General features: G+C 40.4%; 21 protein-coding genes. 14 read left to right on the top strand and 7 right to left on the bottom strand.

All coding sequences use genetic code 11. The features are described from left to right. Positions 1–2 precede the first annotated feature (2 nt). The 9 genes from WCG05_03495 (at position 3) to secB (ending at position 8,480) form a co-directional block, all read left to right on the top strand. A complete protein-coding gene (locus WCG05_03495; GenBank protein MEI8321058.1) occupies positions 3–632 on the top strand; it encodes an SPOR domain-containing protein in 630 nt (209 codons plus the stop codon). 12 nt (positions 633–644) lie between these two features. Continuing rightward, a complete protein-coding gene (locus WCG05_03490; GenBank protein MEI8321057.1) occupies positions 645–1,205 on the top strand; it encodes a CDP-alcohol phosphatidyltransferase family protein in 561 nt (186 codons plus the stop codon). Between the two features lie 40 nt (positions 1,206–1,245). Next, a complete protein-coding gene (locus WCG05_03485; GenBank protein ID MEI8321056.1) occupies positions 1,246–2,178 on the top strand; it encodes a hypothetical protein in 933 nt (310 codons plus the stop codon). 161 nt (positions 2,179–2,339) lie between these two features. Continuing rightward, complete coding sequence (ssb, locus tag WCG05_03480) at positions 2,340–2,795, top strand: single-stranded DNA-binding protein (protein ID MEI8321055.1); 456 nt, start codon at positions 2,340–2,342, stop codon at positions 2,793–2,795. 28 nt (positions 2,796–2,823) lie between these two features. Then, positions 2,824–5,550: a DNA gyrase subunit A gene (gene gyrA / locus WCG05_03475; GenBank protein MEI8321054.1), complete on the top strand. Its 2,727-nt coding sequence runs from the start codon at positions 2,824–2,826 to the stop codon at positions 5,548–5,550. Between the two features lie 6 nt (positions 5,551–5,556). Next, positions 5,557–6,057 (top strand): transcriptional activator RfaH, encoded by a 501-nt coding sequence (locus WCG05_03470; GenBank protein MEI8321053.1) that lies wholly within the window; start codon positions 5,557–5,559, stop codon positions 6,055–6,057. A gap of 12 nt (positions 6,058–6,069) precedes the next feature. Continuing rightward, a complete protein-coding gene (locus WCG05_03465) occupies positions 6,070–6,876 on the top strand; it encodes a class I SAM-dependent methyltransferase (GenBank protein ID MEI8321052.1) in 807 nt (268 codons plus the stop codon). Further along, positions 6,873–7,949 (top strand): glycosyltransferase family 4 protein, encoded by a 1,077-nt coding sequence (locus tag WCG05_03460; GenBank protein MEI8321051.1) that lies wholly within the window; start codon positions 6,873–6,875, stop codon positions 7,947–7,949. The genes WCG05_03465 and WCG05_03460 overlap by 4 nt, the downstream gene beginning before the upstream one ends. A 33-nt stretch (positions 7,950–7,982) precedes the next feature. Beyond that, positions 7,983–8,480, top strand: a complete 498-nt coding sequence (gene secB, locus WCG05_03455) for a protein-export chaperone SecB (GenBank protein MEI8321050.1) — start codon at positions 7,983–7,985, stop codon at positions 8,478–8,480. A gap of 22 nt (positions 8,481–8,502) precedes the next feature. Here secB and WCG05_03450 read toward each other — a convergent pair whose 3' ends face one another. Beyond that, positions 8,503–9,069 (bottom strand): outer-membrane lipoprotein carrier protein LolA, encoded by a 567-nt coding sequence (locus WCG05_03450; protein MEI8321049.1) that lies wholly within the window; start codon positions 9,067–9,069, stop codon positions 8,503–8,505. Positions 9,070–9,122: 53 nt separating this feature from the next. After that, complete coding sequence (locus WCG05_03445; GenBank protein ID MEI8321048.1) at positions 9,123–10,208, bottom strand: ATP-dependent 6-phosphofructokinase; 1,086 nt, start codon at positions 10,206–10,208, stop codon at positions 9,123–9,125. A gap of 106 nt (positions 10,209–10,314) precedes the next feature. On the opposite strand from WCG05_03445, the gene WCG05_03440 reads away from it, so the two are divergent. From WCG05_03440 to WCG05_03420, 5 genes are read left to right on the top strand one after another with little or no spacing between them, the layout of a single operon-like run. Then, entirely contained in the window at positions 10,315–11,109 is a 795-nt protein-coding gene (locus WCG05_03440; GenBank protein MEI8321047.1) for a thymidylate synthase, read from the top strand. Then, positions 11,106–11,576, top strand: a complete 471-nt coding sequence (locus WCG05_03435; protein ID MEI8321046.1) for a dihydrofolate reductase — start codon at positions 11,106–11,108, stop codon at positions 11,574–11,576. Before WCG05_03440 ends, WCG05_03435 begins: the two co-directional genes overlap by 4 nt. A 33-nt stretch (positions 11,577–11,609) precedes the next feature. Then, positions 11,610–12,566 carry a hypothetical protein gene (locus tag WCG05_03430; GenBank protein MEI8321045.1) on the top strand — a complete coding sequence of 319 codons (957 nt, stop codon included), beginning with the start codon at positions 11,610–11,612 and terminating at the stop codon, positions 12,564–12,566. Further along, positions 12,563–13,444: a hypothetical protein gene (locus tag WCG05_03425; GenBank protein ID MEI8321044.1), complete on the top strand. Its 882-nt coding sequence runs from the start codon at positions 12,563–12,565 to the stop codon at positions 13,442–13,444. The genes WCG05_03430 and WCG05_03425 overlap by 4 nt, the downstream gene beginning before the upstream one ends. Next, positions 13,441–14,379 carry a hypothetical protein gene (locus tag WCG05_03420; GenBank protein ID MEI8321043.1) on the top strand — a complete coding sequence of 313 codons (939 nt, stop codon included), beginning with the start codon at positions 13,441–13,443 and terminating at the stop codon, positions 14,377–14,379. Before WCG05_03425 ends, WCG05_03420 begins: the two co-directional genes overlap by 4 nt. Before the next feature lie 4 nt (positions 14,380–14,383). Here WCG05_03420 and WCG05_03415 read toward each other — a convergent pair whose 3' ends face one another. The 5 genes from WCG05_03415 to WCG05_03395 all read right to left on the bottom strand — a co-directional run bounded on the left by WCG05_03415 (position 14,384) and on the right by WCG05_03395 (position 20,351). Next, positions 14,384–14,824, bottom strand: coding sequence for a hypothetical protein (locus WCG05_03415; protein MEI8321042.1), 441 nt, complete (start codon positions 14,822–14,824; stop codon positions 14,384–14,386). 173 nt (positions 14,825–14,997) lie between these two features. Further along, positions 14,998–15,489 carry an NUDIX domain-containing protein gene (locus WCG05_03410; protein MEI8321041.1) on the bottom strand — a complete coding sequence of 164 codons (492 nt, stop codon included), beginning with the start codon at positions 15,487–15,489 and terminating at the stop codon, positions 14,998–15,000. After that, positions 15,490–15,714 carry a 50S ribosomal protein L31 gene (rpmE, locus tag WCG05_03405; GenBank protein ID MEI8321040.1) on the bottom strand — a complete coding sequence of 75 codons (225 nt, stop codon included), beginning with the start codon at positions 15,712–15,714 and terminating at the stop codon, positions 15,490–15,492. A gap of 164 nt (positions 15,715–15,878) precedes the next feature. After that, complete coding sequence (locus WCG05_03400; GenBank protein ID MEI8321039.1) at positions 15,879–19,007, bottom strand: efflux RND transporter permease subunit; 3,129 nt, start codon at positions 19,005–19,007, stop codon at positions 15,879–15,881. Next, positions 19,008–20,351, bottom strand: coding sequence for an efflux RND transporter periplasmic adaptor subunit (locus WCG05_03395; protein ID MEI8321038.1), 1,344 nt, complete (start codon positions 20,349–20,351; stop codon positions 19,008–19,010). Positions 20,352–20,396: the final 45 nt, after the last annotated feature.

Here is a 20,396-nt window from a genome sequence, read left to right as displayed (position 1 = left end):
ACATGCGTTCTGTTTGGGAAATTAAAGATGGTCCTGATGTCCCAAGGCGTAAAAGCCTTTCAAAACCAGCTCTTGTCCTTAGTTTGGGAATTCTGATTTTGGCAGGGCTCAGCTTTTTATGGTATCACATGAATGCCACAATAGATGAAGTGGATGAAGCCAATATTCCGGTCATCACTAATGACCAAATGCCTATCAAGGTCAAGCCAGAAAACCCAGGAGGATACATTGCACCTCATGGAGATAAATCTATTTATAATCTGATCTCTCAGAAAAATGCACCTGCAAAAAAAACCGTGTTGGTTCAAAACGAAGATGAAGAACTTTTGCCTCAAGTTATAAAAGTTGAACCTGCTGCGGAAGAAGCCATTCAGCCCATGCCTAGTGGTTTGTTTAAGATTCAACTGGCGTCCCTTTCTTCTCGAGAGTCTGCCCAAAAAGAATGGGTTAAACTTCAGAAAAAAAGTGGAGATCTTTTGAAAAATTTGGTAACAGACATCGGGGAAGCGACAGTGAATAATGCCACTGTCTTTCGCATTTATGGTGGGTCTTTTGCCACCAAGCAAGAGGCTGATAGCCTATGTGAGCAGTTAAAAACCAAAGGGCTTTCTTGTTTTTCAAAGAAAGTTTGAAAGAGTTCTTCCTTGCAACAAAATTTGAAAAAAAATATTCCCAATTTACTTTCTCTGTTCCGTTTGATTGTAACCTTTTGGTTGATTCTAAAAATCGTTCAAGGAAATTTTCAGGGGCTTCTTGTGTTATTTGTGGTGGGATGTGCTAGTGATTTTTTGGATGGATATCTGGCCAGAACTTTCAAGTGGGAAACATCTTTAGGGAAAATTCTGGACCCATTAGCCGACAAGATTTTTATGGGGGGTATGTTTGTTGCCCTTACCTTTATAAGCCCCATCTTTCCCCTATGGATGACAGGTCTTGTCATTGGTCGAGATCTGCTGATTATGTCTGGTGTTTTTGTTCTGTGGAAAATGAAACGACTTAAGAAAATAAATCCCTCTTTTGTCAGCAAATTGAATACAAATTTCCAAATGCTTTTGGTTTTTGTGGGGCTGATTTCACTCGAATACAATCTAAGCTCTATCTATGTAAAATTTTTACTGTTTCCCATTGCCTTTACAACCATTCTTTCTTTCATAGATTATGGAAAAATAGGAACAAAGATTTTATTCCATAATGAGCGCCTTTAAGGTTCTTGATTTTTTTTCTACATCACCCATAATGCAGTCTATGAAGCTATTCAGATCTCTCATTTTTTGTTTGTTTCTAGGCCTTGTCACTTTTTGTCAAGCAGCTCAACTTTTAGAGCCTAATCAATCCCCTTCTCCAGCATTGATAGAACTTTTAGAACAAACAAATATAGCGCATCCGAAAACCCTTAAAGAAATTGTAACGGCTATTCAAGACAAGAAGACGGGATGGATAAGAACAGGAGAACGTTGGGATCAACAAAGATCTTACTCTAGCCCAGATCAAATAGCCAAAACTCTTAAGACGCTAAGATTGCAAGATGAGGTGCCTTCTCACAAGAACGCATATAGCCATTTTCTGGTGTTTGGCACAAATTATTTTTCCATCAAAAATCGCCTAGATTATATGATTAGATTGTGGAACGAAGGGGTTCGAGGACACACCATTGTTTTCTTGGGAAGCACAAGGCCTTTAAATGCAGAAGAGTCTGAGGCTATAGGAATCCTTCTTTTTGAGAAAAATCTTCCAATAACAGAACTAGGTGCTATGAAATATGCTTTTGATAGAGCAAAAAAGCCTGCATCGTTAGAAATGATGCCACAAATCTGGGTTAATACTCCCCCACCGCCGGGCAAATCGCGTGCCAATACAGATGACTCTATTAATGCTTGGTTGGAAGACAGAGAAGATGTGTGTGAAAAAATAGGAATTCCTGCCCCTGTCAATCAAGATAGTTCTATCTTGGCCATTTCCAATGCCCCTTACATAGAACGTCAAGGGTTACTTCTAAAAACTATCTTGCGTCCACGTGACATTAAATCTGAAACAGTTGGAGAGAGAGACACAGACGTTATTACAAAAGATAATATTTCTCTCTATTTAGACGAAATAGCCCGCATACTTTATCAACTCCAGATATACTATGCGATAACCAATCCCATAAACACAACTAATTTATCACGCACTGCGTGATAAATTCAGCTCTCAAGACCCTCTGGTTTTCCATCTTGAAGCTTCTCTTGATCTTAGTTTCGTAGCTATAGTAAAATTTGTCCGAATTGTCTTGAGAATTTTCATGGATTTCCTTATGATGAAACGTCTTTTAAATAAGCTTTAAAGTAAGGAATACAATCATGGCTTCAAGCGTTAACAAAGTAATTATCGTAGGAAATTTAGGCAAAGACCCAGAAATCAGGCATATGGCCGATGGGGGGAAATTAGCAACTTTTTCTTTGGCCACCTCAGAAACATGGAAAGATAAAGCTTCTGGCGAACGTAAAGAAAAAACAGAATGGCATCGGGTAGTTGTATTTAATGACAGACTAGCGGATGTTGTTGAAAAATATGTCAAAAAAGGATCTAAACTTTACATAGAAGGGCAACTTCAAACCCGTAAGTGGAATGATGCAACTTCAGGAGCTGAACGCTATACTACAGAGGTTGTTTTGTCTAAATTTAAAGGGGAACTCACCATGTTAGATAGCAAAGGATCTGGCGAACCTATATCATTTGATAGAGATTCTGGTTCCATGTCTGAGTCATCCGCTCCCATAAATTTGGAAGTCCTTGATGACGATATCCCTTTTTAAGTCTTAAAAGTTTATATAGATAAAATTTATGTCAGACAAATTGCACACCGCTGTTACCGTTGTAAGTCTTGAACAAGAGATGAGGACCTCTTACCTCAATTACGCTATGAGCGTGATTGTAAGTCGTGCCTTGCCCGACGTTCGCGATGGCTTAAAACCTGTTCATCGACGCATTTTGTACTCTATGAAAGAAGGGGGGTTAGACTATAACAAGCCCTTCCGAAAATCTGCCCGTATTATCGGGGACGTTATGGGTAAATACCATCCCCACGGAGACCAGGCTATTTATTATGCCATGGTCCGTATGGCTCAATCCTTTTCCATGCGGGTTCCTTTGGTCGATGGTCATGGAAACTATGGATCCATGGATGGGGATTCCCCCGCTGCTATGCGTTATACGGAAGCCAGGTTGTCTCATCCATCCCATTACTTAATTGAAGATTTAGATAAAGATGCTGTTGATTTTCGCCCCAACTATGACGAAACAACGGTTGAACCTTGTGTATTGCCTGCCCGTTTCCCTAACCTACTTGTCAATGGTGCTGGGGGAATTGCTGTTGGTATGGCCACTAACATACCCCCTCATAATTTGGGAGAAGTTATCGATGGATGTTTCGCTTATTTAGACAACCCAGAAATTACCGTTGAAGAATTAATGGAACATATTCCTGGACCCGACTTCCCAACAGGGGCTGAAATCATTGGTCGTCATGGGATTTTTGAGGCCTATAGAACAGGTCATGCTTCCGTCACTATGCGGGCAAAAGCACACATAGAAGAATACCAAAAAGACCGGGAAGCTATCATTTTCACAGAAGTGCCTTACCAAACTAACAAAGCAAAAGTAATGGAACGCATTGCTGAGCTTGTGAATGGTAAGTTGATTGAAGGCATTTCTGATATCCGCGATGAGTCTGACAGAGATGGCGTCCGGATGGTGGTTGAGCTGAAAAAAGACGTGGATTCTAACGTCATTTTGAATCAGCTCTATAAATTAACACCCTTGCAAGATACCTTTGGTATCAACATGTTGGCCCTGGACGCAGCGGGCATGCCCTTAATGATGAATCTGCGTCAAATCATTGAAGCTTTTGTTATTTTCCGGGAAGAAGTTATTACCCGTCGGACCAAATTTGAATTACGTAAAGCGCGGGATCGGGCTCATATTTTGATTGGGCTTGCTCTGTCTGTTGCTAATATCGAAGAAGTTATCGCTTTGATCCGTAAGGCGGCCGATCCTGTTCTAGCGAAAGAAGAGTTGATGGCTCGTTCTTGGCCAGTTAAGGATATGGGACCCTTTATTCAGCTGGTTGAATCTGCGGATGAGGTAGATTTTAACTCTGGCAGTATTCGTCTTTCTGAACGGCAAGCCAGAGCGATTTTGGACTTAAGACTTCACCGCCTAACTGGCCTTGAACGGGAAAAAATTGCTGCGGATTTACAAGAAGTAACAGAAGAAATTAAGCGGTACATTCATATTTTGTCTTACCGTTCTGAAGTGCTTAGAATTCTTCGGGAAGAGCTTTTAGAAATAAAAGAAAAATTCGCAACCCCTCGCAAAACGCAACTTGTTGAGGGAGATATTACCGCCGATATGGAAGACCTGATTCAAGTAGAAGACATGGTCATTACAGTTAGCCATGCGGGCTATATCAAGCGCGTTCCCCTTTCCACTTACCGTGCACAAAAGCGCGGTGGTCGTGGTCGCAGCGGTATGCAAACCCGGGAAGAAGACTTTGTGGATCAACTGTTTGTGGCCACAACGCACACACCCATTCTATTCTTTTCATCCTTTGGAAAGGCCTATGTTCTAAAAGTTTACAAACTTCCTTTGGGCACAGCAACTTCAAAAGGAAAAGCCCTTATTAATATGCTGCCCATTGAAAAAGATGAGAAGATTTCAACCATTTTGGCCCTGTCTGATGACAAAGAAACTTGGGATAAATTGAATATTATTTTCGTAACTTCCCTTGGAAATGTACGTAAAAACTTACTTTCCGATTTCTTGAATATTCGTGCCAATGGAAAAATTGCCATGAAATTAGAAGAAGGTGAACATCTTGTGGCCGTTGCAACCTGTGACGATAACCAGGATGTTTTGTTAGCTACCCGTCATGGTCGCTGTATTCGGTTCCACTCAACGGACTTGCGTGTGTTTGCCAGCCGTAATTCAACAGGTGTTCGGGGTATTCGGTTAGCCCCCAAAGACTTCATTGTGTCCATGTCTATTTTGAAACATGGATCCTTTACCATTGAAGAACGGGATGCCTATCTGCGTCAATCTCGCTTGTTGCGTGGTATGGTGGATGAAGCTGCTGAGCCGGTGGAAGTTGTTAACACGAACCTGACCTTGTCAGAGGATCGCTTCAAAGAAATGGCTGATCAAGAAGAATTCATTTTAACTGTTACAGAAAAAGGGTACGGTAAACGTACCTCGGCCTATGAATACCGCATTACAAATCGCGGTGGTCAAGGGGTTGCCAATATGGAGCTTACCGATAAAACAGGTCTTGTAGTGGCTTCTTTCCCTGTGACCAATGACAACCACTTGATGCTTGTGACAAACGAAGGTCAATTGATTCGATCCCGTGTTATGGAAATTCGTATTGCAAGTCGTCGGACCCAGGGGGTTCGCTTATTCCGTTTGAATGACTCAGAAAAAGTGGTATCTGCAGAACGCATTTTTGAAGATGATGAAATGGATTTTGAAGAAGGTTCTCTTGAGGGTTCTGCAGAGATTTCTGCTCAAGAATGATTCCTCATGAGAGAGTGGTTTGTTGTCTATACCCATCCTCAAAAAGAATTAACTTCCTGTCAGCATTTGCAAGAACAGGGGTTTCTGGTTTATTTGCCTCGCTTCAAAAAAACCCGGCGACATGCTCGTAAAGTAGAAGAAGTTTTAAGCCCCCTTTTCCCCCGTTATTTATTTGTGAATCTTGATATCACAAAGGATCTGTGGCGTTCTATTAATGGAACCCGCGGGGTTTCCTATATTATATCTCAAGATAGCAAACCGATTCCCATTCCCGAATCTGTGATCACAGAGCTTCAGGCTGCGGAAACTCAAGAAGGTCTTGTTCCCCTGGAGCAGCTTTCTCTTTTCCAAAAAGGAGATTCTGTTTCTATACAAGAGGGTGTTTTCAAAGGACATACGGCTGTGTTTGAAAAAATGTCTGATAAAGACCGCGTAGAACTTTTGCTAAATTTTTTGGGACGTGATACAAAAATAACCGTATCCCGCCATTTTGTTGATAAGGATTAAAGAGGACAAATAATGACAACGGAAAAACGCTTTGCTTTCGGGCAGAATTGGAAAAATTTTCTAGAAACTCTCTCAGAGGAGCGCATCCAAGAGGCAGAAAAAAGTTTAAAAAAATCTCTAAATAAGACAGACCTAAAAGGTCTTAGTTTTTTGGATGTTGGCTGTGGAAGTGGCCTTTTCAGTCTAGCCGCGCATCGCTTAGGAGCCAAGGTCATTTCCTTTGACTACGATCAAAAATCTGTAGATTGTGCCGAATTTCTGAAGGATAAATTTAAAATCACTAAAGATTGGGAAATTTTTCAAGGATCCGTTCTGGATGATAAACTTATCAAAAGCCTAGGTACCCATGATATTGTTTATTCTTGGGGTGTTTTGCATCACACGGGACATATGTACAAAGCCTTTGAAAATGTGGTCGGCTTTGTCAAAAAAGAGGGAACTCTGTTTATCTCTATCTATAATGACCAGGGATTAGAATCAAAAATTTGGACCAAATTGAAAAAGACTTACGCCCATTCTGGCAAAATTATCAAAGGGATTATTATTGGGTACACGGCTGTCAGGTGTTGGACGTTGAGTTTGATTTTGGATTTTATAAGACATGGGAACCCTTTCAGATCTTTTCAAAACTATAAAAAAAGTCGAGGAATGTCAGCCTATTACGACATTATCGATTGGGCGGGCGGATACCCCTTTGAGGTAGCAAAACCCGAAGAAGTTTTTGACTTTTTCCATGAGAGAAAATTTAACCTAACCTTCTTAAAAACTTGCCAAGGAGGTTTGGGATGCAATGAATTTGTGTTTATTAAAAATTCATGAAAATAACCTTTGTCATCAATCAGCTTAGTGCCGGGGGGGCAGAACGGGTTTTGTGTGCTTTGGCTAATCAATTATCATCATTTCACGATGTCCAAATTATCACATTTTCCTGCCCAACGGATGCCCCTTTTTATCCTTTAGCGGCAACTATCCAACTTACTCAACTGGGAGCACACAAGTCATCCGCTAGATTTATTTTAAAACGCCTCTGGAGACTTTTTATCAAACTTTTTCTACTAAGAACCCAACTCAAACAAATAAAATCCGGCCCAATCATTTCTTTTATAACAGAAACGAATATCGCGGTTTTGCTCCTAAACAAAGGACTTAACCATCCCGTCATTGTATCCGAGCGCATTGACCCAGCTCATCACAAGCTCCCTTGGATTGTTGAATGGATGCGGTTTAAGAGTTACAAATGGGCCCATAAAATTGTGGTGCAAACAGGGGCAGTGGCTAGTTATTTTCCAGCATCATTTCAACCGTTGATAGAAATTATCCCTAACTCTATTAAGAAGTTTTCAGGGTTCTATAAGGTGCAAGAAAAGGTGCGTCACATTGTTTCTGTGGGTCGTTTAGTTCTTCAAAAAGACCAGGCTAGCTTGATTAAAGCTTTTTCAACTGTTGTTAAAAATAATCCAGATTTAATCCTCACCATTTATGGGGAAGGGGATCAAAGAAATGATCTTGAAAACCTGATCAGAAATCTGAATTTAACAGATAAAGTTTTCTTACCCGGGGTTACAAAAAATATTCAAGAACAGTTGGTTAAAGCAGATCTATTCGTTTTCCCATCCCGTTATGAGGGGTTTCCGAATGCCCTATGTGAAGCTATGGCCGTGGGATTGCCCGTTATTGCCTCCGCCTGTTCAGGCAATGTGGATGTGGTGCAAGATGGGGTAAACGGGCTTCTATTTCCTATTGAAGACGTGACAGTTTTGACTGAAAAAATGCTGACTTTAATTAAAGATACTAAACTGCGTTCAGCCCTATCAAAGCAGGCTAAAAAGATTTCAACTGATTTTAGTGAAGATCGTATTTTGAAATTATGGGAAAAAGTGATAAATTCCTAGGGATTATTTTTTATTAAAAGAAAGAGAGTAAAAATGACAAACACACATGAACATAAAACAAATGGAACCGGTCGGTCTATTGATCGCCCCTTGGTCAATGACACCCTTTATATTAAAGATCTTTCTTTTGAGAATCCTGGCATTTTTTCTGTCTTGGGAAATCCCGGTAAAAAGCCCGATATTCAGATTAATTTGCAGGTAGGCGTGAATCCTTTGGATAAAAATGTGTACGAGGTGGCTCTTTCTATTGATATTCAATCAAAACTGGAAGATAAACTTTCTTTCCTAATTGAACTTGTTTATGGGGGCGTTTTTACAATTACAAAAGAATTGCCTGAGGATGAAGTTAAAAAACTTCTGCTTATTGATGCCCCAGAACTTATATTCCCCTTTGCCCGCAATCTTGTTTCTAATTTGACTCAAGGGGGAGGTATGCAAGCTTTGCTACTGAACTGTGTAGATTTCCATACCTTGTACACTCAGCAGCAGGAAAAAGCCAAAGAGTCTGTAAGTAGTCAGGCTGTGAATTAATTCAAGTCTGGAAGAATACATTCTAAGATTGATGTTTATGCTTTCTTGTCGGTGATCTTTTATAAACAAATAGGTCGCTGGCAAGGGGAATATTTTCTTCCGTTCTAAGTAAGGACACCTTAATCGTTTGATCAAAGGCATCTTGGGTTGTCCACCCTTTTAGAGTACCTTCTTTATTGAATTCAAACATAATTTGACCACCGGCCTCGTTGGCTACAAATAAGAAGCTATTGCCATCTTTGATCCAACTTTTCAAAATTTTGACATCTTTTGAAAGAGATATATTTTTCTTTGTTAAAAGATCTGGTAACAAAGCTTTTGCAGGAAAAAAGGTCACCTGTTGGGTTTTATAATCCTCATAAATCAAAGATTTTTCGTCACTGACAATCAAGCAAGGAGCGGGCGCATCATACTCAAACCTTATGTTAAAGGGGCGCACCAAATAAAAAGTACCACTTAAAATCTGGTCAGATGAATCCTTTTGAATAAACCGGGCCTTTAAAGTTTCAATATGATTGAGCTTTTTTTCTATGCATTTCAGAGTATGTGCTGGCAAAAATTCTTGAGAGAAACTATCCCAAAAAACCATACAGCCGAATAGAATTATACCTTTCTTGAAAAGAAAGAAAAAGAAGCGTCCCATTAAGACTCACCAAAGGAAATCCCTAATCCCCGAGCTGTTTTAACCAAAGTTCCCTTTAAATCAACCGTGTGATAGGAATTCACAGCCTCCAAAATATCAACATCCGTCAGTTCACGTCCTTGCCAGGCAACCATGCGGCCAAACTTGCCCTGGGCCACCAAATCAACAGCATACACCCCAAACGCTGAGGCTAAAATACGATCCCTAGCAACGGGTTCACCGCCCCTTTGCACATGGCCCAAAACGGTCACACGGGTTTCAATATCCATATGCTTATCAATTTCTTTCATCAAGAAATGCCCAATGCCTCCATAGCGACTAGATCCATTTTTATAGTGGACCATATGGGGCTCTCCATCCTTCGGGTAAGCGGCTTCAGATACGGCGATAAGGGCAAAGTTACGTCCTGTTTTCATAATAGTTTTGATTTTATCAACGACTGCGGCAATACTGAAGGGAACCTCAGGAATTAATATAATATCAGCCCCCCCTGCTATGCCCGCAGATAATGTAATGTGGCCCGCATCGCGACCCATCAATTCTAAAATCATCACACGGTCATGGCTAGCCGCTGTGGGTTGCAACCGGTCCAGAGCTTCCATCGCTACATTAACCGCCGTTTCAAATCCCAGGGCTTCTGTCATGGAAATATCATTATCAATTGTCTTTGGGATACAAACAATGTTCATCTTTCCCCGGCGGGCAACCTCATTCATAATCTTCAAACTGCCATCACCGCCCGTTACAATCAAGGCATCCAACCCCAAAGCATGGTAGTTTTTTGCCATTTCCTGGGAACGATCCACAATCTGGCCATTTGCCATATGAAAGGCCAAGGGATTGCCCTTTGTAGTCGTCCCCAAAATAGTGCCTCCCATCCGCAGCAAAACGTGGCTAAAGCCATGAAAATCAACATCTAGTTCTTCATATTGGATGGGAGAGCTCATCAAACCGCTACCACCCCGATGAATGCCAACTACATCCCAGTTGTATTTGAGTTTAGCACATTGAACAATAGCCCGAATAGTGGCGTTCAACCCCGCACAATCCCCGCCACTTGTAATAATTCCGATTTTCTTTTTCATAGAACTCTTCAACGATTTCATCTTAGCCCCATCATGTTCTGCCTTGAATTTTTTGTCCAGAATTTTTTGATTAGACTTCCATTAAATGTTAAAGTATTTTTAGATTATGGAACAATATCTCAATTTAATGCAACACGTTCTGGATAAGGGCGTCAAAAAAGAAGACCGAACAGGAACGGGCACTTTAAGCGTATTCGGTCATCAGATGCGGTTTGATCTGACCAAAGGATTTCCCTTAGTCACCACCAAAAAAGCGCACTTGAAGTCCATCATTCATGAACTATTGTGGTTTCTGCGAGGAGAAACAAACGTTCGTAGTTTGAATGAAGCAGGTGTTACCATTTGGGATGAGTGGGCCGATGAACAGGGAAATCTGGGCCCCGTCTATGGAAAACAGTGGAGGTCATGGCCTAATGGAAAAGGCGAGAATTTAGACCAAATTTCCGACCTTATTCACATGATTAAAACCAACCCAGATTCCAGACGACTTCTAGTGTGCAGTTGGAATGTGGCAGAAATTCCATCCATGGCTCTGCCTCCATGCCATTGCTTGTTTCAATTCTATGTGGCTAATGGAAAATTATCATGTCAACTGTATCAACGCAGTGCTGATATTTTCTTGGGGGTGCCTTTCAACATAGCATCCTACGCTTTGTTGACCCAGATGATTGCCCAAGTAACCGGCTTACAAATGGGTGATTTTGTCCATACTTTGGGGGATGCTCACCTTTACACAAATCATTTGGATCAGGCCCGGGAACAGCTTTCCAGAACACCCTATGCCCTGCCTAAAATGGAAATGAACCCAGATGTTAAGTCTATTTTTGATTTTAAATATGAAGATTTTAATTTGATTGATTATCAATCCCATCCGTGGATTGCGGCCCCTATTGCCGTATGAAACCTTGCATTTCTCTTATTGCTGCCACAAGTGAAAATGGGGTCATAGGCCATAAAAATTCTCTGCCCTGGCATCTGCCAGAAGAACTGAAATATTTCAAAAAAATGACGGCGGGCAAGCCCGTGATTATGGGGCGAAAGACTTTTGATTCTATGGGGAAAAGGCCCCTACCCAATCGGGTTAACATTATTATAAGTCGAGACCCACAACCAACCCTCGGATGCCATGTTGTTTCAAGCATAGAAGAAGCCTTGCATGCAGCAGGTAACTGCGAAGAAATAATGGTTATCGGGGGCGCCCAAATCTATGAATCTTTTTTGCCTTTAGCTTCCAAAATTTATTTAACTGTGGTGCATCAGGAATGTGAGGGAGACACCTGTTTTCCCGAAGTAAGTTGGAAAGAGTGGTCGTTAGTTTCTGCAGAAAATCACGGCGCTTTTACAACAAAAGTATTTGAGAGAAGATAGACAATTCGTCTTAAATAGGCTAATAAAACGAACATGAAAAAATTTAAAAAGATATTATTAGTAATAGGCCTGTTTTTTCTTGTTCAAAGCGCTGGCTGCTTAGCCTCAACTGGTCAAAAAATTGAAGCACCTGAATTAAAAGATCTCACAATTCTTGTATCTTCGACTGATGATTACGCAGAGCTTTGGGAGCCTTTTTGTAAATTGTTATTTACCTATTGGCCATCCTTAAAAACCTATAACAGCCAAATTCCAATTGTCTTAATAACCGATGAGCGCTCTTTTTCTTTTCCAGGGATTATAAATTTTAAAGGGGGAAAGAATCAGGGATGGTCGAAAAATATGAAGGCCGCTTTATCCAAGGTCACAACCAAATATGTTTTGTACTTGCAAGAATCTTATTTCTTGTCTGGTCCAGTGGATGAAAAATTCTTGTCCTATCTATTCGATAAAATGAAAGAAAATAAAATTCCCTACATTGAATTAAGCAAAGGGACCCCCTATGAAAATGCCACCTCTTTTCCTGCAATAGACAGTGCTTACCAAAAAGACAAGCAAGATGCTCATCTCATATCGACCCTACCAGCTTTGTGGGAAAAAGATGAGCTGGATTGGCTTTTAAAAGATCACTGCATCTGGGGGTGTGAATTTTACCCGAAAGATTTTGCCTATTTAGGTAGTGTGCGCGCTATGGGAAGCATGCAACCATTTTTGTTTTTGCAACAGAACTACCCCATCACCTTTGTAAAAGCCTGCCACCTGGGGTTTTGGGATCACCCTGTTTTAGAATTTTTGAAAACAAAGGGCATATCTGTTGCCAACTTAAAACTCCCCATAGACAAAGACTATGTCTTCACTTTATGGCTAAAAAACAACCTACCAGGAGTGTTCAGACGTTGGGTTAAAGTATTAAGATGTTTTGATCCTAAATTTAAAAACAGGGATATCAGCAGGCTTGAAAAGTATAAACCCCAAAGGGGTTCAAAATGAAAAGAATAATATATTTAATAGCTGTTTTATTTCTAGGTTTTTCGAGCCTTTCAAAGGCTGAAACAATAGATGGGGTTATAGATGCCCGTCTGAAAGATGTAACCATTATCATTTCATCCTGTGATAAATATGCGGAACTTTGGGAACCTTTTGCTAAACTTATTTTTAAATATTGGCCCTCTTTAAAAACCTATAACAAAAATGTGCCGATTATTTTGATCACTAACAAGAAACCATTTTCTTTTAAAGGCATACAGAATTTTCAAACAGGAGAAGATAAAAGCTGGTCAGATAATATGTTGCAGGTTTTATCTCACGTAAAAACAAAGTATGTTTTGTATTTGCAAGAGGATTATTTTTTATCACAGCCTGTGAATGATGAGTTTCTATGTTACTTGATCAAAAAAATGGAACAAAATCATATTCCCTATATACAATTGAACCAGGATACTGCTTCTTACGCAGATACCCAAAAACCCTTTTTCTCAGTTAAAAATTCAATTATTAAAAGTCAATATTTAGGCTACAGAACAGCCCTTCAGGCCGCCTTTTGGAAAAAAGATGTGTTTGAATGGCTTATTAAAAAGAACGAGTCTCCATGGGAATTTGAAAGCTATGGAGGCATGCGCAGTGCGGGAATGCGATCTCCTTTTTTAGCCATTGTAAAAGACTACCCCATCACCTTTGTAAATGCCATTAACTTAGGATTCTGGCAAGAGGGCTCTTTAGAGTTTTTACGTCAAGAGGGAATTGATATAAAAACTGTTCTGCCTGTAGCAAAAGATTATCCTTTTACTTTATGGCTAAAAAACAACTACCCAAAAATTTTCCCCTATTGGAAAACTTTTTTAAAATTCATAGGATACTCACTTCCATGAAATATTTAGTTAAATTCTCACTTATTGGTTTGGCTTTAGCCCTTTTTATCTCTGCTGTTGTTTTTATGAGGGCATTTTTTCTAACTGACCTTTCAAAAACTCCTTTGGAAAAGGAACTTAAAGAAGCAGTCTATTTGGTTTCCTATGCAGATGGACCCGATGTTTTTCATAAAAATCAAAAAATGCTTGTGTATTCTGGCATACAAAAGGGTATCAGCTATTTTTTTAATTATAATAAAAAGCTCATTGATCCAAAATTTCTGGAAAACCATAAGGATATTTTTTCCAAAAAAGCAGGGGCCGGCCTTTGGTTGTGGAAACCTTGGCTTATTATGGACGCTTTAAAGAAAACACCAGAGAATTCCTATGTTTTTTATATTGATTCCGGCTTTGTTATAAAGAGAAATTTGAATCCAATTTTAGACTCACTGAAAACCCATGACATGGTTTTGGTTTATTATCCAAACAAAAAAGAGTTCGGGACTCTTGGGCAAAGCGCGAAACGACAGGCTCTTATCAAAACAAATTGCGATACAAAAGAATGTTTCGATGCTCCGTTAGTATGGGCCGGAATGATTTTTATGAAAAACACCCCAAGAACGCGCAATTTTGTGAATAAATGGTTGACCTATTGTGAAGACCCCCAGTTGCTTTCTGACAGTCCTGGCCCCTATAGAGAACATGCAGGTAAAAGAATTTTTCATCATTATGATCAATCATTGCTCAGCATTACCTACCACCAAAATCCTGAAGGTATTGCTTTGATATCTAATATGGATGTGGCTTATAATAACATTTTAAGATGGCACCACCGTCACCCCAGTAACCAAGATGAAAGCCTGTTTTTTGATTATAATAAGATCTCTGCTTTAGAGCGTTATTTTATTAATCTACCTATGTTTCGTAAAATTGCTGGATGGCTTTATAGTTTGTAAAAGGCTACACAAAAGTCTGTCTTTTTTTAAGCAATCTAACTTCAAAGTTAATTTTTTTGTATTTGCTAAAAAGCCTGTTATAGGGGGCTGCCGCTAACTGCAACTTCTTTTTATCAAAAAATTGATAAATATTCTTACGTTTTTTATAAATATCTAAAAATAAATCGTAAAAAGCCGGACCATAAATTGGAAGAATAAAATCGTGATCCACGTATTCCTCTTCTGAAAAAAATTCTTCTATAGCTTCCATCCAAATAATTTCCAATTTTTTATTTGCGAAATCAGAATCTATAAATTTCAACACCGTTTCACCAAAACGTCCCAAATCTTCAGAAAATATGTGCCGGATGTTATCTAATTCTTTCTTTAAATAAGTTATTCTTTTCAGACCAACAAAGGGCTTCAGATAATAATCTACATCAAATTCAATATACTTTCCTGACATAAAAGAAGAATAAGCATCGTCATTGGGCTCAGCAGATGATGAGAGAACCTCGATCTAAAATAGTAATAAAAAGCCTATCAAATATATATTGAACATGTTTTTTATTATTTTTTACTTATCTTTAGTTTATCTTTAGTTTTTGATTTAGGGAAGAGTTTTGATAGAAGGGGCACTTAACTCCCAAAAGCGCCGTTGAAATGGGCCTTCAACCACACTGGGATAATCTTCTTTAACGGGGCAGGACGAAAATCAATTTCATTTATTTGGTTCAGGGGAATCCATAAAAGTTGAAGATGCGATTCAATTTGAGGAAGGGAAAGGTCCAACTTTAAAGCGTCGGATTCTGCTTCAAACAAAAAGGAATACTTATGATTATGGCACCGGGCAAAATTCCCTGGTTCAAAGATATACTCAAGACAGCCCAGAAATCTTTTAACGTTGCACTCAGCGCCTGTTTCTTCCCTCAACTCGCGCAGCAGGGCTGAGACTGCTGATTCACCGTTTTCAATATGGCCGCCGGGAAAGAAGTAAAAGTTAATGGGAAGATCAAGGGTTTTGCAAACTAACACATGATCTTGATCCAAAATCAGCGCCCGAACTAGAACGTGCGTTTCAGCCGTTTTGTTCAAACCCAGATCCGAACTTTCCGCGCTTGCGGGGCCCAATTAGGAACCCTTAGTAAGACCTTGGAAACGATTCTTAAACTTGCTGAGCTGACCCCCAGTGTCCATAAGACGGTGAACACCTGTCCATGCTGGATGGGTCTTTGGGTCCACGTGCAAACGAAGGGTATCCCCCTTTTTGCCCCAAGTGGAACGTGTTTCAAATTCTGTGCCATCTGTCATAACAACATTGATGGTGTGATAATCTGGATGTATGCCTTTTCTCATTTTCAATTCCTTTGTGTGCAGATTTTTAACGCATCTAGATGTAAAATGCAATAAAAATAATTTGAATCTCGCAAATCCTCCCTCCAGTGAATCCCTTAGGCTTCGACTCGAGCCCCATTCCTTGATTTTTGGATCCTCGGGTCAAGCCCAAAGAAGGCAATAGGCTAGATAATCTTCACCCGATGCTTTTTAGACAGAATCGTATAAATAGCTGGGATAACAAACAAGGTAAAGACTGTTCCAATTAGCATGCCGCCGAAAATAACCCACCCGATTTGACGACGGCTTTGAGCGCCAGCTCCCACAGAAAACACTAGAGGAATAGCCCCCAACACCATAGCTGATGTGGTCATCAAAATAGGCCGCAAGCGCAGCATGGTTGCCTGAATAACGGCTTCAGTCCTTGTCATTTTTTCGTCATTTTCACGAATTTGGTTCGCGAATTCCACAATCAAAATCCCATGTTTCGTGATCAGCCCGATCAGGGTAATCAGCCCAATTTGGGTATAAATATTCACAGAACCCCCCACTAGTTTTAAGGTAATCAAAGCCCCAGACAAAGACAAGGGAACGGTGAACATAATGATCAATGGGTCAGAAAAGCTTTCAAACTGCGCCGCCATCACCAAAAAGATAAAGGTCAAGGCAAGCCCAAAAATCAAGTAAATGGTGTAACGCGTCTGCAAGAATTGTCGTGTTTCCCCAGAAAAGTCAGATCGAATTCCTGTGGGCAAGGCATGCTCTGATAAATATTCGATCGTTTCAACGGCCTTACCAAGGCTAATACCTGATGCTAAAGGCCCTCCCAATTCCACAGAAACCAACTGGTTATAATGGCTGATTACGTTGGGCAGTCTGTTCTTTCTTAGGGTAATAATATCCGCTAAGGCCACCATGGTTTCCTTGTCCTTAATGCGACCCCGAACATACATGTTGTTCAAATCATTCAAGGATCGCTTGTTCTGTTCAGAAACGGAAGCAATCACATCAAATTGCTCACTGTCTTTGCGGAAATCAGTCACCTTACGGCTACGAATGAACATATCAAGGGTTTCCCCAATCGTCGAAATTTCAATACCTAAAGATCCAGCTTTATCCCGATCAATATCAACAACGTACTCTTCTGAATCCCCTGAGTCACTGGTGTTCAGATAGGTAGCAATCCCGGCATGACGGATGGCTTGCCCTAACAAAGCTGCCGCATAGTTAACCTCATTAAAACTTTGGGTTGTTTGCAGAACGTATTCGAATCCATCATCTGATTTACCGCCCCCGAATACTGTACTTCCTGGGGATGACCGAGGTGTAATCCCCGTGACCCGTTGCAGTTTAGATTCAAGCTCTTTCACAATTTCCATGCTAGACCGTTTCCGCTCAGACCAATCTGAAAGAACCGTATAGGCGTATGGATCTGTTGACTTGATAAAAGAAAGCTGATTTTTAACCTCTGGCATGCTGCGCAAAATTTGATCGACCTGATCCATATAGCGGGCAATGTATGAAATGGTGGCCCCTTGTGGAACGTAGGCCTTTGTCATAATGTATCCTTGGTCTTCTTGGGGGGCCAATTCGCTGGGCAATATTTTAAAGCCAATAAAGGCACCAACCCCTGAAAACAAAAGAGCAGCCCCTAAAATAGCTCCTTTTCCAACCATAGATTTTCTAAGAATTTTTTCATAAAAAACTTCAAATTTTTTATAGAAAATTTCAAAATGAACAGCTCGCAAAAACCGATCGAATTTTATCTTGAAAGATGTCCAAAATCCCATATTTTTTGTAATAAGAATCTCTTTGGGTTCATCCCGATCATGACCCCTCAAAATATGGGCACACATCATAGGCGACAGGGTCAAGGCCACAAACCCAGAAATCATCACAGACCCAGCCAGGGTCAAAGCGAATTCAGTGAACAGCTTTCCAATCATTCCCGTTGATAGGGAAATGGGGGCATACACTGCTGCCAAAGTCAATGTCATGGCAATAATCGCAAAGGAAATCTCTTTACTTCCCTTCAGCGCAGCCTCACGGGGTTTCATCCCCATTTCAATATACCGGTGAATGTTTTCCATCATAACGATGGCGTCATCCACCACCAACCCAATCGCCAAAACCACAGCCAACAAAGTTAACGTATTGATACTGAACCCAAAAATATAAAGCAGTGTAAAGGTGGCAATAATCGAAACAGGAATGGTAATAAGGGGAATAAACGACGCCCTAAATGACCACAAAAACAACAAAATAACCAGCAAAACACAAATCGTAGCTTCAAAGAATGTATGATACACCTCGTCAATAGATTGCTTGATGTATACGGATGTATCTTGCGCAATTTCAATATGCATCCCCTTAGGTAAATTTTTACGAATAGTGGGCAACATTTTTCGCAGTTCCGCAGAAATTTCAAGAGGATTCCCCACTGATTTTTTCATGACACCAATATCAACCGCAGGGCGGCCATTATACATAACCATGCTATCAATCCGTGCCGGTGAGAATTCAACCTTGGCAATATCTTTTAGTTTAACAAGATATCCCTTTTCATTTTTAACAATAACGTTCTTATAAGCATCCTCATCTTTTAAGGTTGCCGCTGTTGTCAGCACAAATTCACGATCGTCCCCAATCACACGGCCGGCTGGCATATGAACGTTTTGTTGCTTTAAAGATGAGTAAACTTCCTGGGTTGTAATACGGTAAGCTGCCATCCGAACAGCATCCAGCCACACATGCATGACCCGACCGTTTGATCCCAAAACTTCGACAGAAGCCACCCCTGCAATAGACTCAATTTCATTTTCCAAATAATGATGGGCATAGTCATAAAGTTCCGCCACATCAACATCGGCCCCTGCATCGCTATAAAGAGCCAAATCAATGATACCCGCCGCGTCCGCTTGGGACTTCCGAATCATGGGATCCCGAACCCCTTCTGGCAATTTCATCCGAACCCGGGCAATACGATCGCGCACGTCGCTGGCAGCAGCGTCAATATCACGATTGGGCTTGAAAAATAGGTTGATCTTACTTGATTCAGACTCACTGGTAGATTTAATATATTCAACCCCTTCCACCGCAGCCAAAGCTGATTCCAGTGGTTTTGTAATACGGGATTCAATAACCTGAGGCCCCGCCCCTTCGTATTGAGAAATCACGCTGATGACAGGACGGTCAACTTGCGGGTACTGACGCACCTGTAAATGAGTATAGCTAACCATTCCAACGATAACCAAAACAAGGGTCATCACAATGGATAAAACGGGCCTTTTAATACAAATTTCAGGTAAGGTCATTTACATTAAATTCTTTAAAGTATTGCTTGGCAGAATAATAACAGGATTTTCTTTATCCCTAAACCGCATTTGACCAGCCGTCACAACAACTTGCCCTGGTTTTAAGCCAGACAGAATTTCTACCTTTTCACCATTACGGTTACCAACTTTCACAACCACATTTTTAGCCATACCATTTTCAATCACATACACAGATTCTCGGTTACCGCGATTTTCTATAGCAGATTCTGGAACCATGATGATGTTTTCGTGCGACGTATCCATCATTTTGACCTTGGCAAAAAGACCCGGCTTAAACAAGTCATCAGAATTGTCCAAAGCCGCCCGTATGCGAATGCTATGGCCAATGGGTTCAACATTCGGATCAATCGCTTCAATTGTGGCTTCGAACTGATTATCCAAAAATCCTTCCACAACCAACTCAACTTTTTTGCCCAAAGCAATGCGGTCAATCATGTTTTCGCCAACCCGGAAATCAACCTTGATAGGATCTAATTCATCTAAAGTCACCAAATCTTCGCCGGGACGAACATAGGACCCAATGCTAATATCTTTAAATCCAACAATCCCATCGAAAGGCGCGCGGATAATAGTTTTTTGCCGTTGGTTGTAAGCTTTGTCAAAATCTGCTTCTGCCATTTTTAGTTGGGCAAAATTTTCTTCTTTTTCTTTTAAAGTTCCTGCCTGATGCTCATAAAGTTTTTCAGCCCGTTCGTATTTGCCTTTGTAAAGCAAAACTTTCGCCACCGATTCCTTTTCAATAGCCTTGTAAATCGCATCATCCATTTCAATCAGAACATCTCCCTTGCTGACTTTGTCACCTGTTTGAAATTTAATGGATTTTATTTTTCCTTCAACCTCTGGACGAACTAGAATAGATTGATTTGCGCGCAGAGTTCCCATAATCGTCACAAAAGTTTCAAAGGTACCTTCTTCCACCGGCGCTGCCTCAACATAGGTTGGATTTTGGGGAATATTTTTGTCTATGGCTGGGGCTTTAAAATAGGTAAAATACGCCCAAATGCCGCCTGCAGCAATGGCAACTAACAAAAAGCCCTGGAAATAGATAATGGACCACAAACTAGTAGGTGAAATCTTAGGAGATTTTGTCGATTCCAAAACCTTTGGTGCTTTGGAATATTTTGATAACTGCAAGGGACTTATAAAAGAAAGTTTACCTACTGAAACGTTGGGAAAAAGAGCAGATGTTTTATGAAAAATGTCCACAACTCGGGCAAAAAAATTCGTAAAAAACCCCTTGAATGCAACCCAAATATTGGGGGTGCTCTTTAGTTTTTCCTTCTTGGAAAAAAATTGTTTAATATTTTTAATCATCCCGGTCATTTATTTTCCTCTTCAAAAAATCCTCAATACCCCCTATTATAAATA

The organism is Alphaproteobacteria bacterium (genome assembly GCA_037146715.1).
Classification (GTDB): Bacteria; Pseudomonadota; Alphaproteobacteria; order UBA7879; family UBA5542; genus JBAWWO01.
Note: the sequence above shows the minus strand (reverse complement) of the source record. Positions and strands in the feature narration are given on the sequence as shown.